16 protein-coding genes and 1 tRNA gene are annotated in these 14,428 nt (G+C 33.2%); 4 read left to right on the forward strand and 13 right to left on the reverse strand.

Annotated elements, in window-relative coordinates; translation table 11 throughout:
- Positions 1 to 46: 46 nt before the first annotated feature.
- Genes AC3EMB_RS25380 through AC3EMB_RS25390 form a run of 3 tightly spaced genes read right to left on the reverse strand, consistent with a single transcriptional unit; the run spans position 47 to position 3,933 of the window.
- Positions 47 to 1,519, reverse strand: coding sequence for a S8 family peptidase (locus AC3EMB_RS25380; protein ID WP_029443581.1), 1,473 nt, complete (start codon positions 1,517 to 1,519; stop codon positions 47 to 49).
- On the reverse strand, positions 1,503 to 3,659 hold the full coding sequence (locus tag AC3EMB_RS25385) for a peptidase domain-containing ABC transporter (protein ID WP_001151549.1): 2,157 nt from the start codon (positions 3,657 to 3,659) through the stop codon (positions 1,503 to 1,505). Before AC3EMB_RS25385 ends, AC3EMB_RS25380 begins: the two co-directional genes overlap by 17 nt.
- Positions 3,660 to 3,678: 19 nt before the next feature.
- The gene (locus tag AC3EMB_RS25390) at positions 3,679 to 3,933 is read right to left on the reverse strand and encodes a response regulator transcription factor (protein ID WP_000757187.1); all 255 of its coding nucleotides are present in this window, start codon (positions 3,931 to 3,933) and stop codon (positions 3,679 to 3,681) included.
- Between the two features lie 267 nt (positions 3,934 to 4,200).
- Here AC3EMB_RS25390 and AC3EMB_RS25395 point away from each other — a divergent pair, with 267 nt between their 5' ends.
- The gene (locus AC3EMB_RS25395; protein ID WP_000640554.1) at positions 4,201 to 5,130 is read left to right on the forward strand and encodes a polyprenyl synthetase family protein; all 930 of its coding nucleotides are present in this window, start codon (positions 4,201 to 4,203) and stop codon (positions 5,128 to 5,130) included.
- A 1-nt stretch (position 5,131) separates the two neighbouring features.
- Here AC3EMB_RS25395 and AC3EMB_RS25400 read toward each other — a convergent pair whose 3' ends face one another.
- The gene (locus AC3EMB_RS25400; RefSeq protein WP_000617614.1) at positions 5,132 to 5,299 is read right to left on the reverse strand and encodes a hypothetical protein; all 168 of its coding nucleotides are present in this window, start codon (positions 5,297 to 5,299) and stop codon (positions 5,132 to 5,134) included.
- 116 nt (positions 5,300 to 5,415) lie between these two features.
- On the opposite strand from AC3EMB_RS25400, the gene AC3EMB_RS25405 reads away from it, so the two are divergent.
- Positions 5,416 to 7,731 (forward strand): sensor histidine kinase, encoded by a 2,316-nt coding sequence (locus AC3EMB_RS25405; protein ID WP_488517342.1) that lies wholly within the window; start codon positions 5,416 to 5,418, stop codon positions 7,729 to 7,731.
- Positions 7,732 to 7,736: 5 nt separating this feature from the next.
- The gene (locus AC3EMB_RS25410; RefSeq protein ID WP_454500847.1) at positions 7,737 to 8,390 is read left to right on the forward strand and encodes a response regulator; all 654 of its coding nucleotides are present in this window, start codon (positions 7,737 to 7,739) and stop codon (positions 8,388 to 8,390) included.
- Between the two features lie 37 nt (positions 8,391 to 8,427).
- Here the strand turns inward: AC3EMB_RS25410 and AC3EMB_RS25415 are convergent, their stop codons facing one another.
- From AC3EMB_RS25415 to AC3EMB_RS25455, 9 genes are all read right to left on the reverse strand, one after another.
- On the reverse strand, positions 8,428 to 11,586 hold the full coding sequence (locus tag AC3EMB_RS25415; protein WP_095690009.1) for a type 2 lanthipeptide synthetase LanM family protein: 3,159 nt from the start codon (positions 11,584 to 11,586) through the stop codon (positions 8,428 to 8,430).
- 154 nt (positions 11,587 to 11,740) lie between these two features.
- Positions 11,741 to 11,974, reverse strand: a complete 234-nt coding sequence (locus AC3EMB_RS25420; protein WP_000032577.1) for a mersacidin family lantibiotic — start codon at positions 11,972 to 11,974, stop codon at positions 11,741 to 11,743.
- 30 nt (positions 11,975 to 12,004) lie between these two features.
- Positions 12,005 to 12,238 carry a mersacidin family lantibiotic gene (locus tag AC3EMB_RS25425; protein ID WP_000033704.1) on the reverse strand — a complete coding sequence of 78 codons (234 nt, stop codon included), beginning with the start codon at positions 12,236 to 12,238 and terminating at the stop codon, positions 12,005 to 12,007.
- Between the two features lie 31 nt (positions 12,239 to 12,269).
- Positions 12,270 to 12,503: a mersacidin family lantibiotic gene (locus AC3EMB_RS25430; RefSeq protein ID WP_000160316.1), complete on the reverse strand. Its 234-nt coding sequence runs from the start codon at positions 12,501 to 12,503 to the stop codon at positions 12,270 to 12,272.
- Between the two features lie 31 nt (positions 12,504 to 12,534).
- Complete coding sequence (locus AC3EMB_RS25435) at positions 12,535 to 12,768, reverse strand: mersacidin family lantibiotic (protein ID WP_000160316.1); 234 nt, start codon at positions 12,766 to 12,768, stop codon at positions 12,535 to 12,537.
- Positions 12,769 to 12,799: 31 nt separating this feature from the next.
- Entirely contained in the window at positions 12,800 to 13,033 is a 234-nt protein-coding gene (locus tag AC3EMB_RS25440; RefSeq protein WP_000033704.1) for a mersacidin family lantibiotic, read from the reverse strand.
- A gap of 31 nt (positions 13,034 to 13,064) precedes the next feature.
- A complete protein-coding gene (locus tag AC3EMB_RS25445) occupies positions 13,065 to 13,298 on the reverse strand; it encodes a mersacidin family lantibiotic (RefSeq protein ID WP_000033704.1) in 234 nt (77 codons plus the stop codon).
- Positions 13,299 to 13,329: 31 nt separating this feature from the next.
- Entirely contained in the window at positions 13,330 to 13,563 is a 234-nt protein-coding gene (locus AC3EMB_RS25450) for a mersacidin family lantibiotic (protein ID WP_029443586.1), read from the reverse strand.
- Positions 13,564 to 13,860: 297 nt separating this feature from the next.
- Positions 13,861 to 13,936: transfer RNA gene (locus AC3EMB_RS25455), tRNA-Arg, on the reverse strand.
- A 204-nt stretch (positions 13,937 to 14,140) separates the two neighbouring features.
- Between AC3EMB_RS25455 and AC3EMB_RS25460 the strand changes: the two genes are divergently transcribed.
- Complete coding sequence (locus tag AC3EMB_RS25460; RefSeq protein WP_000216166.1) at positions 14,141 to 14,347, forward strand: DUF1657 domain-containing protein; 207 nt, start codon at positions 14,141 to 14,143, stop codon at positions 14,345 to 14,347.
- Positions 14,348 to 14,428 lie beyond the last annotated feature (81 nt).

Here is a 14,428-nt window from a genome sequence, read left to right on the forward strand (position 1 = left end):
AAAGCAATTCCGCCAATCATAAGTAAAAACTTTTTAAAATTCATCTTTATCTCTCCCATTTTTTGAAATTTGTATTTCGAAAATCAAGTGCACCCTTCGCATTTACAATACCTTTTCCAAAATATTTTTTTCCGTCATCTAATGCCGGTTTGGCCCCCTGATATAATCTTGTTTTAACAAATCCATTACTAGGCTTCAGCCTAAATTTTTCTTTATATTCCGCAATTACAAGTGCGGCTGTAGCAGAAACTTTAGGAACTGCTAGACTCGTTCCAATCATCAGCTCATACCCTCTATCAAACCCTAACCATTCACTTAGCTGGGATTGCGGAAGGTTTGTAGGATACGTGGTTAATACCATAGCTGTTTCATCTCCCACTTTTTCACTTTCCCACAAAGATCCATAATCTCCTGATGGAGCTGCAATATCAACATTGGTTCCATAATTAGAGTAATAAGCTAATCGATCATCTTTATTTGTTCCCGCAACAGTTACTACCCCCGGTAAACCTCCTGGCATATGAAGTTGTAAGTCGTTTTCATATCCTCTTTGCTTAGCTAATTGAAAAGGATTTGAAATATCGAATCCTTCTGTTCCAGAGGAAGCCACTAGCAAACTCCCTTTACTATTCGCATACTCTATTGCTCTTTTATAAGCTAAGTACACAGCTCCTTCTTCTGGATCTTTAATGGACTTGTATGTTCCTAAACTTAAATTAATAACATCCATACCATCATTTGCAGCCTCTACAATAGCTTTAATAATCCAGCTTGAATCCGCAGAACTACCTTGAAATACTTTGTATGGTACAATCCCAATTTTGGGCGCTACCCCCTTTATTTTCCCATCAGCAGCTATTAACCCAGCAATCATTGTTCCATGACCAATATTATCTTCAATTGATTCTACATTCGGAACTAAAATTTTCCCCTGACTAACTATATTTCCCTTTAGCGCAGGATGATTTACATCAATCCCACTATCAATAACACCAATCTTTACACTATGATTTCCTTGTTCAATTTTATAGCTCTCTCCATTTTCTGTTACCTTATCGACATCCCATTTCCATTTGCTATAATCGACCTCTTCTTGTTCTAATTGTGAAGGTGCGTATTTTGTTATATTCGAAGGTTTCTTTACTATAGCGGGCGGCTTTAATTCCACTACATCCTCTCTACCTGCTTTTTCAATTATCCCTTTATAATTTTTTAATAAATGCTGCTTCGCTTCTTGTACTCTTTCTAAATTATCACCTTCGATATTCAGCATCTTAATTTCTTTTATTACTTCTAGCTTTAAATCGGGATATTTATCTCTAATTTCCTTTATCATCTCATCCGTATTTTCACCTTGCCTCAATGTAAACACATACGAATTTTCTTTAATTTGATTATGTTTCATTTCTTCAGCGCTTATCGTACTAACTCCAACTATAGGAAGGTTTAATAATAATCCTACTGTAATTCCAGCACCTATTTTCGCTATAGTGTTTCGATATTTAGGCCAATCTTTCACTTTTAATCCCTCCTTTTACTTCCTGAGCTTTTGACAATTGATAATAATACCCTTGCTTCTCAAGTAATTCTGTATGTGATCCTATCTCTACAATTGCTCCCTTATCCATAACAATAATCTTATCTGCATTCTTAACCGTACTTAACCTATGTGCAATGACAATCCTTGTACATAACATATCAGTTAAATTCTCATCAATAACTCTTTCAGACAATGTATCAAGTGCACTTGTCGCCTCATCTAATATTAGAATAGATGGGTTTGTTACCAATGCTCTAGCTAATATTAATCTTTGCCTTTGCCCACCAGAGAAGTTAACTCCAAATTCAGATACCATCGTTTGAAAATTTAATGGTAGCATCATAATATCTTCTAATATATTCGCTTGCTTCGATGCCTCAATTACTCCATTCGGAGGCACCCCTTTCCTTTGCGCAATGATATTTTCTCCTACCGTTTTGTTAAACAATCTCGCTTCTTGGAAAACAACGCCTATTGATTTCCTTAAAAATTTCAAATTTAACTTTTCGCTTTCAATCCCATCAAATCGGATTTTCCCATTCGTTGGTGTATATAGTCCGAGAAGCATTTTTACAATTGTACTTTTTCCAGACCCAGACGCCCCAACAATTGCGACCTTCTCACCAGCTTTGATTTTAAACGAAACATTCTGAATTGCATCTTCACTGAAATAATTGTGACGATAAGAAACATTGTCAAACTCAATATCACCATTCAGTTTCTTAATTCCTGAAAATTGATTGACCTCTCTCTCCGATCTCGCATGCATTACATCGTAAATCCGCTGAATATAGGAGCTAATATAAATCAATTCACCATAGCCACTCCCAATGGAGATAATCGGAGTTATAAACGAAATCGCTAACGCATTAAAGCCGAGTACACTTCCTAATGTCATATTTCCAGCTAGCACCTGTTGTCCACTGAACCAAAGCAGAAACAACGGTAAGATAAATTGAATAGAACCCGCTAATGTATTCATCAATGCCGTCCATATAGATCTCTTCTCTGCATGAATAAGCTGAGAACCAAAGCGTTCTTGCCATTCTTTATACACTTGCTTTTCCAATCCCATAACCTTCACGTCACTAATCCCATTAATACTCTCAGACAAAATCCTTTGAACTTGAGCTTGAGCCGAAACCTCTTTATCAGCTAACTTCTTAGAAACAGTCGTGCTCATGACAAGTAGGGCGAATATAACACTCCCAACTGCTAACACAACGAATCCTAATAAGGTCGAATAACGAAACATGAAGAATAAGTAAGTGAAAAGCAGAATTCCATCTATAAGAAAGGAAATTACCTTAGTAGATAATATTTGTCTAATATATACATTGGAATTTGCTCTAAATAACAGTTCTCCCATAGAGCGATTCTCAAAAAAGTTATAAGAAAGACTTAATAGTTTTTCTATAAAACTTTGCATTAAAGACATATCAATTGCCGTTTGCAACTTCGCTATTAGGAAACCTCTTAATGAAGCAAATACTTGATAACTTATTAGTAATACTAAAATACTGTAACCTATCATATTCATATAGCTCGGATCTCTCGGAATAATTACATGGTCAGTCATCCAACTTGTGACAAATGGAATCACCAGCGCAAAAGCCTGAATTATCAAAGAGGCTAATACAATTAAAGCTATTAATTTCTTTTTCCCTAACACAAACGATAAAAAGAATTGCAAATGAGAGACACCTTTTTGTTTTTGAAATGACTCATCTGGTTCTAGTGTTAATACAAATCCAGAATACTTTTCCTCCATTTCTTTTTTAGAGATTTTATTTCTTCCGTAAGCAGGGTCTATAACTATAGCCCCCTTTTTTGTCACTTTCTCTAGGACTACATAATGTTTATGTTCCCAATGGATAACTGCTGGTAATTTAACTTCACTTAAAGCTTCATATTCAGCTTTATATCCTTTTACTTGAAAACCATTTTTCCTAGCAATATGCATAAGCTGGTATAAAGATGTACCACCTTTTGGAACACCAAACTCTTCTCTTAATTCAGCTAACGAAACATGCTTTTCATAAAAACTAAAGACCATCGCCAATGAGGCTAATCCACATTCGCTATGTTCCATCTGTTCTATAAAGGGCACCTTTGCCATTTTATTCCCCCCTATCTCTTTAACTATTAATCATAGCAACACCCTCATGGTTACCATGATTAAAATTAAATTCAAATGTAATTAATCCTAAAAAATATGCAGCTATTCCAATTTGGACCCTTGAATGTATTTCTAACTTTCTTTTAATTGAGGCTACTAATTCACCCACTCTCCTTCTACTAATAAATAACTCCCTTGCTATTTCAACATCCTTCAAACCTCGTGCAATCAACACAGCTACTTCTTTTTCTCGACCACTTAAAACTTTCTTCATCATTCTCCTCCTTTATTCTCAATCCATATTAGATTATTTTTTCTCGTTTATTAAACTGTGTTGTCTTAATCTGTACTCATATCATATCCTTCTTTTAAACGTTATTGTCCGCAATGCACGTTGTAGTTACCGCAAACAAATTAGCGGGATTCTCCGCAACATCTTCATTAAAAAAACATATCGCATTTGCGATATGCTTAATTGTGAAGATGTCCCTCTTATGTTACAATTGGAATATTCCGAATTTTTACAAAAGGGGAGCTGCGAGTGATTTATTCATTACAAAATGAATTAATTTTGCGTGCAAAAAAACTGGTTTATGGACATTTTTTCGAATCTACATTACGTCAATGTTCTTCAGAATATATTGAATACAAATTCAATGATTCTACTCGTTTTGCTAACATCACTCTCGTACATTATGAAATATTTCAAGATAACCAAAATGAAGAGGAAAAACAATTACTGCTAACAATTATAGAATTACTTATGCTCGCTCTAGATATTATGGATGATATTCAAGACGAAGATTTCTTAGAAGGACCTTGGACAAAACATCCAATTGCCACAAATCTCAATATAATTATGGGATTTTTACTTATTTGTTTGCAAGAAGTTGACAAGGCTTCCCTTTCAATTCAAATGAAAAACTGGCTCAAAAATGAAATACACTCTTCTATTTTAAACTCTATTAATGGACAACAACTAGATCTTAAAAATGAAATCCATTCCGAGAAAGATTATATTGATATGGTAACCCACAAATCTGGATATCTAATTAAACTTGCATGCTTATTAGGAACAGGGAATATCAACCCTATCCAACGTTCTTTAATTGAAAACTACGCACTATGTATAGGCGTTATTAATCAAATAAAAAACGACATGCGTGATATTATGCAATGGGATAAGAAAAATGATTTTCTTAATTTAAAGAAAACTTTACCAATACTATATTATTTAAATAGTAAAAATGATAACTTTATACTTATAAAAAAGTTCTTTAATCAAGAGATACAATATGATGAATTAAATAATCAAACATTAGATTCTTTAAAACACATATTACTGTACGGTGGATCAATGGAGTACTGCTCCGTTATGCAGAACCTATATGTATACAAATCAAAAGGATACATCGAACAACTTTCACTCAGTCAAGCAAATAAGGATAGGTTAATTGATACTCTAATTTAGTTTACTTCCATGTCTCAGCAGCTTTACTAAGTAAAGACGATTTATTTAAAGTACCTAAAATAATTTCTAATTCTTGTTTTGATATACCATCAATGGCTATTGTTCCTTGACTACACACATTTTTAAATTGAATATCTTCTAATATACGTTCAACTAATTCTCTAATCATATATCGTTCACCCCACCAATTTTTATAGTTTTATATTATTACATATTCTTTTGCTATTATCCGCAATCCTATTGCGGGATTCCGAAATTATATATGATAGTGAGGTAATTCTAGCAATGATTAAACAACGTCCAATTTATTTCGTAATTTCATTAATAATTTTTTACTTAATCATACAAAGTTACATCCTCTACAAGTTTTATCAGCCTTACAGTGGCATTATCGCTTCTAAAGAAAAACATAATACATATACAATCAGTCAAATTGATACGTCGGGTTGGGCTGCAAAAACAGCCTTAAAAGCAGGTGATGAAATTTACAAAGTGGATGGGGCGAATCCTTATTTAGGGGTTTTCAAGCGATACCAAAATCAATTTTTAAATGCAACTGAAATTCAAACTATACAGAATGATAGGATTTCTACTTATAGCACAACAGCTACTTCAGACAACGAAGAGCTAATTATTACATTATATCTACCAATGATTTTTTCTCTGACCATTTTAAGCTTATGCTTTATTGTCTATAGAAATAAAGCTATAAGGCGAGAAGAGCGTTATTTTATGCTTTTTTTATTAGCAACCTCTATTAGCCTTTCCGCCTCTTCTATATCTAGTAAATCTGATTTTGGCGGACTCTTAATTATAAGTATCTCTTTTCAAAGTGTATCTTTATTTCTTACTTTATTTTTATATCAGCTGTTTAAGCGGAAGGAAATTATTATTATACATAAAAATGTGATTAGATTTCACATTTTTCTATACATGACCGTTATTACTACCGGCTTATTATCCGTTACCTTTCTTCCAAATTTGCAACAAGTCTCTGCTTACACAGATTTAGCTTATTTATGTTTTAGTATTCTTTTAAGTGTATATTTCCTTTTAAAAGGATACATAAAATATAGAAATACTTTACACAGGCCTTTTTTTAAATTTATGTTAGTTATCCAATGTATTTCTTTCGGGCCATTTATAATGCTATATGCTCTTCCAAGGATATTATTTCATGCAGCCATTATTAGGGCTGATATTGCAGCATTATTCCTATTTTGCATTCCAATTGGCTACTTTTATTTAATATTAACAAAGCAAATCTTTGATATTGATTTTATGTTTGATCGTGTTCGGTACTACTCTTTGCTTTCATTACTTCCAACTATCATTATTACATTAATTATAAGCTGGGGTATTAATCCTGATGAGCGATTCTTTATTAGACTCATGCAAAATTTCATTATCATTTTCCCTTTAAACATACTGTTTCTTGTAATAAAAGAACGATTAGATTTCACATTTCGCAATCAATTATTCAGAAGCAAAACCAATTTACATGTAAGTATTGATCAATTCGCACAACAACTTTCTTCCATTATGAAAGTAAAAGATTTAGAGAAAAAATTTATGAATGAAATTATCTCCCTACTAAAACCGTGTTTTATACAATTTATTGAGTTTGATACAAAACAAAATACATACAATGGTTATAAAAGTTACGGAGAAACAGAAAAATTTAATCTTTCGAAAAAGAAACAATGGGGAATGGAATCAGGGTATATAAATGATTTATTAGAAGATGACGGATGCATCGGTATTTATTTATATTCTACCCAAAACACAAAGCATTACATTTGGGTTGGAAATAAAACCAACAATATTAAATTTAATATCAATGAAAAAACTTGGTTTATTGCTATCGTAAAATATGTACGTCTAGTTTATGAAAACCTAAATTCAGTTAATCAAATCATTCAATCTTTAGAAAAAGAAAGCATAGCAAATAAAACACACTCAGCAACTCTTTCGCGCCTACTATTTCAAATCTCAGAAACTGAAAGGCGTCGGCTTGCTGCGGATCTTCATGACGCTGCCCTGCAAGACCAAATTGTCTGGTATCGTAAACTAGAAACCGTATTAAAAGAACATACTGTACCAGGTGCATTGCAGGGACAATTAGAAAAAATAAAATTCGGTATGTTTGATGTTATTCAACAAATTCGTGACACTTGTAATGAATTAAAACCGGCTCTTCTATCTGAAATTGGTCTTATAGGTGCACTTAAAGAGCTATTAGCACAAATGCAACTACGTACTAATTTCCGAATTCAATTTGAATATGACTCAATACAGGAGAATCATTACGAATTTGATAAAATTTTATCTATTTATCGTATTATCCAGGAATTATTAAACAATGCTGATAAGCACTCTAATGCAACCTTAATTAATATATTTTTATGGGAAGAAAATAATTGTATTTATCTAGATTATCGTGATAACGGCATCGGTTTTAATACCCAAGCCCCCTATTCTTCAAATAAACATATGGGTTTATCTGGAATCAAAGGGCGCGTTCAAGGAATAGGAGGCGAAATTCAGCTTATTTCAGAAATAGGAAATGGACTACAAGTAAATATTACTATACCGAGGTGAATAAAATGATACACGTTTTGATTGTAGACGATCACCAAATAGTGGGTGAAGGTACGAAAAATATGATCGAATTAGAAGAAGATATTCAAGCAACATACATTTTAAACGAACAGGAAGCAATTTCTCAAAGTTCAAAAACACCTTTTGATATATATCTTTTAGACATGAACATGCCTAATTATAGTGGACTTGATGTGGCTCAAAAACTTTTACACATACAACCAGATGCAAAAATTATTCTCTACACAGGCTTCGAATATTTATCACAATTTAATTTATTAATAGATTCTGGTATTAGCGGTATTGTTAGCAAATCAGCATCACAGCAAGAGTTATTAATGGCTATTCGGGCCGTCTTAAATGGGTATACTTTAATTCCAATTTCTTTATTGCGACAACTTCGAGTTGAAGATATGACTGTTGATAACTTAGATACGAAAAGACCATCAAGCCATGTTACAATTACACAAAAAGAATTAGAAATTCTTGAATCCATTGCGAAAGGAAAAAGTAATAAACAAATTGCAGATGAATTATATATGAGTTCTAGGGCTGTTGAATATAATTTAACGAAACTGTTTAAAAAGTTCAAGGTGAGTTCTCGTTCTGAAGCATTAGCTGAAGCTGTTCGAAAAGGTATAATAAATGTAAATGTATAATAAAGACATTCTACCAAAAGGTAGAATGTCTTTTCATTTATCCTTTTACATTTTCTAATGTCATAACGGATGGAATTTCATTCGGCTGTAATAGTCTTAACAACTGCATACCAACTCCTGCTATCCCTACAAACATACCAAATGATTGAATATCATCTGGTGCATCACATTGATAACTACCAGTTTCTCTATAATTATTAATAACTTGTATGCCAATTTGTAACGCCTGTTCATACAATTCTTTATTACCATACAACTGTGAAACAGCCAATAGTAATTCCGTGTCCCCCATATTCCCATGACATAATGTATCATTATTTTTAAATCCATACTTTCGTACATTATCTACAGCCACTCGAATTTCTTCGTCCATTTCTACATCTTCTTCATAGCTTCTTACTAAAACTCTACTCAATCCTATTCCAGTGGAACCGTGGCACCATTGATGTAAGCACTTCTTCTCACTCTCTCTTGTGTCTTTCCACGCACTTTCTTCTTTTTCAAACAATGATCGATCATAAGCAAATGCTTTTTTAGCTAAATCAATATATTCTTGATTCCTATTCATAATCCCTGAACGCCATAAGCTCCAAGCGATACCACTCGTCCCATGAGAAAAACCGCCTAAATAACTGTTAGTATGTTTATTCTTCCACGCTACTCCACTTTCTAATATTGATACATTTTCCACCAAATGCTTACTGTACATATCAGCAAGATCTAAATAATCTTGATCCTTTGTCATTTCAAATAAATTAAGAGCCACTTGAATAACTCCTGCTGAGCCACTTAACAAATCAAACTCTTCTTCTTCTTTGAGCCTTTCTTTTAATTCTACTTTTATTTCTTCTAAAAAATCCTGATATTCTTTTCTAGGACTTATAGATTGAAAATGTGCTAATGGATATAACAATGAATATTTACCCAAGAAGGTCGATAGAAGCCCCTTCGCTTTCGATAAAGGGTTCATCGCTGACTTCAACGCCTTATGAGCAACCTCTAAATATTTTTCGTTTCCCGTAACCTTATTTAGATACAATAAGAATAGTGCTACGCCACCTAAACCGTCATATAAATTTTGCTTCATCGGGGCAACATACCACTTGTCGTGAATAACATTTGCTTGTAACCATGATGCTGTTGTTTTATCATCTGATAATACTACATTCTCTACTAAAGACTCTCCGATATTTATAGCTTCCTGCAAGATTGTCTCCTGATGATTTTCTAATAATTCACTTCTGTAATCCTCTTTTCTTCTCACTTTAATATCAACATCTCTATTTCCCTGTATTGCCAACTTCAGCCACCCTCGTTGCTTTTCCAATTCCTTATCATCAAAATGATAAATTCTATTATATACTTGCTCATAACCGCTCTCCTTAAAAAAGTCTTCCATCCTTTCACCTGTACTACTATATAGATCTCGTGAATCTGTAAAAGTCGTAAATATAGGAACATCCGCACGTAATAAGTCTTGAATCTCATGAATGACTAGCCCCTTATTTTCATATGGGTAATACCATACTCTTTCAAATAATTGTTCCAATAAAATTGAATCTCTCATATAGTCTGGGTGTGTAGACTCTTGTAAGAAATTACAATATTGTTGAGTCGCCCTAGCAACAATGCGAATTTTATTTTCTCTAAATGTAATTAAAGGTCCTCTTTCTGATAAAATCTCTTCCTTATACTCAATAAAAAATTTACACATTTCCTGAAAACCATCAATAATAAAGGTTAAATAATCCTCTACATAAATTTCTTCTACTCCAAGTTTCGGTAGATTTTTAGCACTTTGACTTTTGGCTTCTTTCATAGTAAATTCCATTTCATCCTTACTATTTTGACTTAAGGCCAGCACCTTAAACGGCAAATCTTGCTCTTTTCCATTTAAAGCACTTAAATCTATACCTTTTCCATCGATGTTTTGAAACATAGCTTGCGGTAACAATCCAGATCCTATCACTGAGTCGCTTTGTTCATATTTCAATTTTACTTCCGCACTATCCGGAAAATTCAGTTTTGGATATTGATGAAAAATCGTCTCCGAATCAATAATGTATGGATACTCTCCATGAGCAATTATATTTTCAAAATGCAAATCAGCACCTTTTAACATATACATTAAACCAATCAACTTACCAAAACGTAAATAGTAGCGCTCCACCTCTTCTTTAGAAGAGCACGGTTTATACAATATTTTTTCTTCCCATCCATATTCACCAAAGTCTAAAACTTTATATGATGGAAGTTGTATACTTCCACTTACCTCATTCATCCATTCTAAAAATGCATGGTACGATTTCGTAATTTCCATAGACTTTGGCTTGTATAAAATTTCTTTACCTGAAGAGAATACAAGCTGGACAACTGTTTTCCCTTCTTGATGTGTATCTCCTAATCCAACCTTAATTTTGCTTAATGATACATCCTGCAATTGAAATTCTTTTTGTAACTGTAGCCAATTTTCATTCAAACGAAATAGTAACATTTGAACATTTTGTATAAAATACTCTGTTCTCAAAATTAACCTTCGTGTTAATGTTGCGTATTCCTCATAGAACGCAATTAAATTCTCCTTATTTCTAGCTTTCTCTCTGACAAAGGAAAGAAATCGCTCTTCTGGAGTCTCTCCTACTAGTTCTTCCCTTAGTTTTGCAATATTAAATTCTAAGACTAGTGATCGCACCGCATTATTTAATAACTCTTCTACTAAAGATCGCACTAGCATTTCTTTAATCTCTTCATGCTCATAACGTATCTTATTTAATCTATATTTCAACGAACTATCTATCATTTCGGCTGCATAAAGTGCAAACGGCCTAACAAATTCTATAAACCCTAAATCTTCCTCTGCACTTAATGGCTTACTTTCACACAACTCTATTCCTATTTCTAACATGCGCAAATTCACATGTTCATTTAATTCATCTATATATAAATGCTCTTTTGATTCAGGGATTTTCTCAATTAAACTCGCAAAATCTTCTTTTGTCATTTCATTCATTTTTAATTTAAAATCAAAATCAGCTTTATTACTTCTAAACATTTTATCTATCCATTTATTTAATTGGGCTAAATTTAAATCCTCCGATAATAATAAATCTCTTCTACTCTTTAGCGTTTTATAACGCTCTTTCAAATTAAGACTCTTCGCAAATGCCTTTTCATTTATATATGAGTGAATTAACATAATAATTTAATCCCCTTCCTTATTTTAAAATCCATATTCCAATAAATTGGTCCCCTTCAGGGGAAACAGATTCCAACATTCGATTTTTCGCATTCGAATATTGGAATCTGTTTCATTCAAAAGGAGATGAATACCCCTTTCGAATGAAACCTATCTACTTACAAATTTTAATTGATGCCGTTATTCCTATAATTACTCCCACACAAAGTGGTGTTGTTTCTGGTTGTACATCCGATGCCCCTTGGATTTCCGCTAATTCTTCCTCACTTAATTCATTTAGCGCTTTTCCAGATGGGTGTTTCGGTAAGTCTTTTAACTTTTCTCTTACTTGGGGATCTTTCCAAGCCTCTACTAACTCTTCTTTTGTGAACTTGTATTCTTTTGACATTTCATTCATCCTCTCGTTTTGGTTTTTATTTTATTTACAAATCTTAATTGACGTTGTTAATCCTATAATTACTCCCACACAAAGCGGCGTTGTTTCTGGTTGTACATCTGATGCCCCTTGAATTTCCGCTAATTCTTCCTCACTTAATTCGTTTAGTGCTTTTCCTGATGGGTGTTTCGGTAAGTCTTTTAACTTTTCTCTTACTTGGGGATCTTTCCAAGCCTCTACTAACTCTTCTTTTGTGAACTTGTATCCTTTTGACATTTCATTCATCCTCTCGTTTTGTTTTTTATTTTTATTTACAAATCTTAATTGACGTTGTTAATCCTATAATTACTCCCACACAAAGTGGTGTTGTTTCTGGTTGTACATCTGATGCCCCTTGAATTTCCGCTAGTTCTTCTTCGCTTAATTCATTTAACGCTTTTCCTGATGGATGTTTCGGTAAATCTTTTAATTTTTCTCTTACTTGTGGATCTTTCCATGCCTCTACTAACTCTTCTTTTGTAAACTTGTAGCCTTTTGTCATTTCATTCATCCTCTCGTTTTGTTTTTTATTTTTATTTACAAATCTTAATTGACGTTGTTAATCCTATAATTACTCCCACACAAAGTGGTGTTGTTTCTGGTTGTACATCCGATGCCCCTTGAATTTCCGCTAATTCTTCTTCGCTTAATTCATTTAACGCTTTTCCTGATGGATGTTTCGGTAAATCTTTTAATTTTTCTCTTACTTGTGGATCTTTCCATGCCTCTACTAACTCTTCTTTTGTGAACTTGTAGCCTTTTGTCATTTCATTCATCCTCTCATTTTGTTTTTTATTTTTATTTACAAATCTTAATTGACGTTGTTAATCCTATAATTACTCCCACACAAAGTGGTGTTGTTTCTGGTTGTACATCTGATGCCCCTTGAATTTCCGCTAGTTCTTCTTCGCTTAATTCATTTAACGCTTTACCCGATGGATGTTTCGGTAAATCTTTTAACTTTTCTCTTACTTGTGGATCTTTCCAAGCCTCTACTAACTCTTCTTTTGTGAACTTGTATCCTTTTGACATTTCATTCATCCTCTCATTTTGTTTTTTATTTTTATTTACAAATCTTAATTGACGTTGTTAATCCTATAATTACTCCCACACAAAGTGGTGTTGTTTCTGGTTGTACATCTGATGCCCCTTGAATTTCCGCTAGTTCTTCTTCGCTTAATTCATTTAACGCTTTACCCGATGGATGTTTCGGTAAATCTTTTAACTTTTCTCTTACTTGTGGATCTTTCCAAGCCTCTACTAACTCTTCTTTTGTGAACTTGTATCCTTTTGACATTTCATTCATCCTCTCATTTTGTTTTTTATTTTTATTTACAAATCTTAATTGACGTTGTTAATCCTATAATTACTCCCACACAAAGCGGCGTTGTTTCTGGTTGTACATCCGATGCCCCTTGGATTTCCGCTAATTCTTCCTCACTTAATTCATTTAGCGCTTTTCCAGATGGGTGTTTCGGTAAGTCTTTTAATTTTTCTCTTACTTGTGGATCTTTCCATGCTTCTACTAATTCCTCTTTTGTAAATTTAAATTTCTTAACCATTTCATTCCTCCTTTTGTTTTTCTATTCATTTGTTTATTTATTTGTTTGTTGTTCTCTACAGTTATAAATTTACAAGATTCAAAGTTTTTAGGTAACTTCGCAAAATTGCATATTTTTAACATTTTTAAAATAAAAAATTCCTAACCTACAAAATGTAAGTTAGGAATTTCAGCTCCGGATTCAACAGTAAATAAACAATAATAGGCTAACAATAACATCAAAAAAGCCCTTTGCACGTGGTATTTTTACTTACCACACAAAGGGCTTCTGCACAAAATAATATTAAAGTTTATATAACGCGCCCAGAGGGATTCGAACCCCCGGCAGACGTGGTACCGGAAACCACCGCTCTATCCGACTGAGCTATGGGCGCATGATTATAGAAAACACTTCATTTTCTTCTCATAATAATAGCAATAAAATCCATCTAAATCAATAAAAATATCCCCGTAATACCTTATGCATCTTAGCTAAAAGCATATAAAATCTATTCCACCCCTAAATTTTCCAATCATAAATTCACCCCAACTCACAAATTATAATCTTTGAATTGATATTCCAAAGGGGGCTTCATTCAATGACTGTAATTACGAAACTAAAGCAAACTGTTTCTGGATTAAAAAGTGCACAAGCTAGCTTAGAGGGATTCGCTCTTGATACGGATAACCAACAAGCGAAGCAACTTTTCCAAACAGCTGCGCAGCAAACACAAACGATTATCGATTCTTTAAACCCACGCGTTGAAGAAGTCCAACAAGAAGAACCACAATACTCACAGCAATAACAAATCAGTCTTGCTGTGAAATAGAAAAAGGATGATATGCAGTCATCCTTTTTCTATCACATTACATATTGCAATAGAAAT

The organism is Bacillus sp. LQ16, from assembly GCF_057784645.1.

Excerpts from the sequence above, each read along its gene's own strand:
- AC3EMB_RS25410 (WP_454500847.1), top strand. The coding sequence starts at position 7,737 with ATGATACACGTTTTGATTGTAGACGATCACCAAATAGTGGGTGAAGGT.
- AC3EMB_RS25420 (WP_000032577.1), bottom strand. The coding sequence starts at position 11,974 with ATGTCAAAAGAATACAAGTTCACAAAAGAAGAGTTAGTAGAGGCTTGG.
- AC3EMB_RS25460 (WP_000216166.1), top strand. The coding sequence starts at position 14,141 with ATGACTGTAATTACGAAACTAAAGCAAACTGTTTCTGGATTAAAAAGT.
- AC3EMB_RS25390 (WP_000757187.1), bottom strand. The coding sequence starts at position 3,933 with ATGAAGAAAGTTTTAAGTGGTCGAGAAAAAGAAGTAGCTGTGTTGATT.
- AC3EMB_RS25435 (WP_000160316.1), bottom strand. The coding sequence starts at position 12,768 with ATGACAAAAGGCTACAAGTTCACAAAAGAAGAGTTAGTAGAGGCATGG.
- AC3EMB_RS25445 (WP_000033704.1), bottom strand. The coding sequence starts at position 13,298 with ATGTCAAAAGGATACAAGTTCACAAAAGAAGAGTTAGTAGAGGCTTGG.
- AC3EMB_RS25400 (WP_000617614.1), bottom strand. The coding sequence starts at position 5,299 with ATGATTAGAGAATTAGTTGAACGTATATTAGAAGATATTCAATTTAAA.
- AC3EMB_RS25430 (WP_000160316.1), bottom strand. The coding sequence starts at position 12,503 with ATGACAAAAGGCTACAAGTTTACAAAAGAAGAGTTAGTAGAGGCATGG.
- AC3EMB_RS25405 (WP_488517342.1), top strand. The coding sequence starts at position 5,416 with ATGATTAAACAACGTCCAATTTATTTCGTAATTTCATTAATAATTTTT.
- AC3EMB_RS25440 (WP_000033704.1), bottom strand. The coding sequence starts at position 13,033 with ATGTCAAAAGGATACAAGTTCACAAAAGAAGAGTTAGTAGAGGCTTGG.
- AC3EMB_RS25425 (WP_000033704.1), bottom strand. The coding sequence starts at position 12,238 with ATGTCAAAAGGATACAAGTTCACAAAAGAAGAGTTAGTAGAGGCTTGG.
- AC3EMB_RS25415 (WP_095690009.1), bottom strand. The coding sequence starts at position 11,586 with ATGTTAATTCACTCATATATAAATGAAAAGGCATTTGCGAAGAGTCTT.
- AC3EMB_RS25450 (WP_029443586.1), bottom strand. The coding sequence starts at position 13,563 with ATGGTTAAGAAATTTAAATTTACAAAAGAGGAATTAGTAGAAGCATGG.
- AC3EMB_RS25385 (WP_001151549.1), bottom strand. The coding sequence starts at position 3,659 with ATGGCAAAGGTGCCCTTTATAGAACAGATGGAACATAGCGAATGTGGA.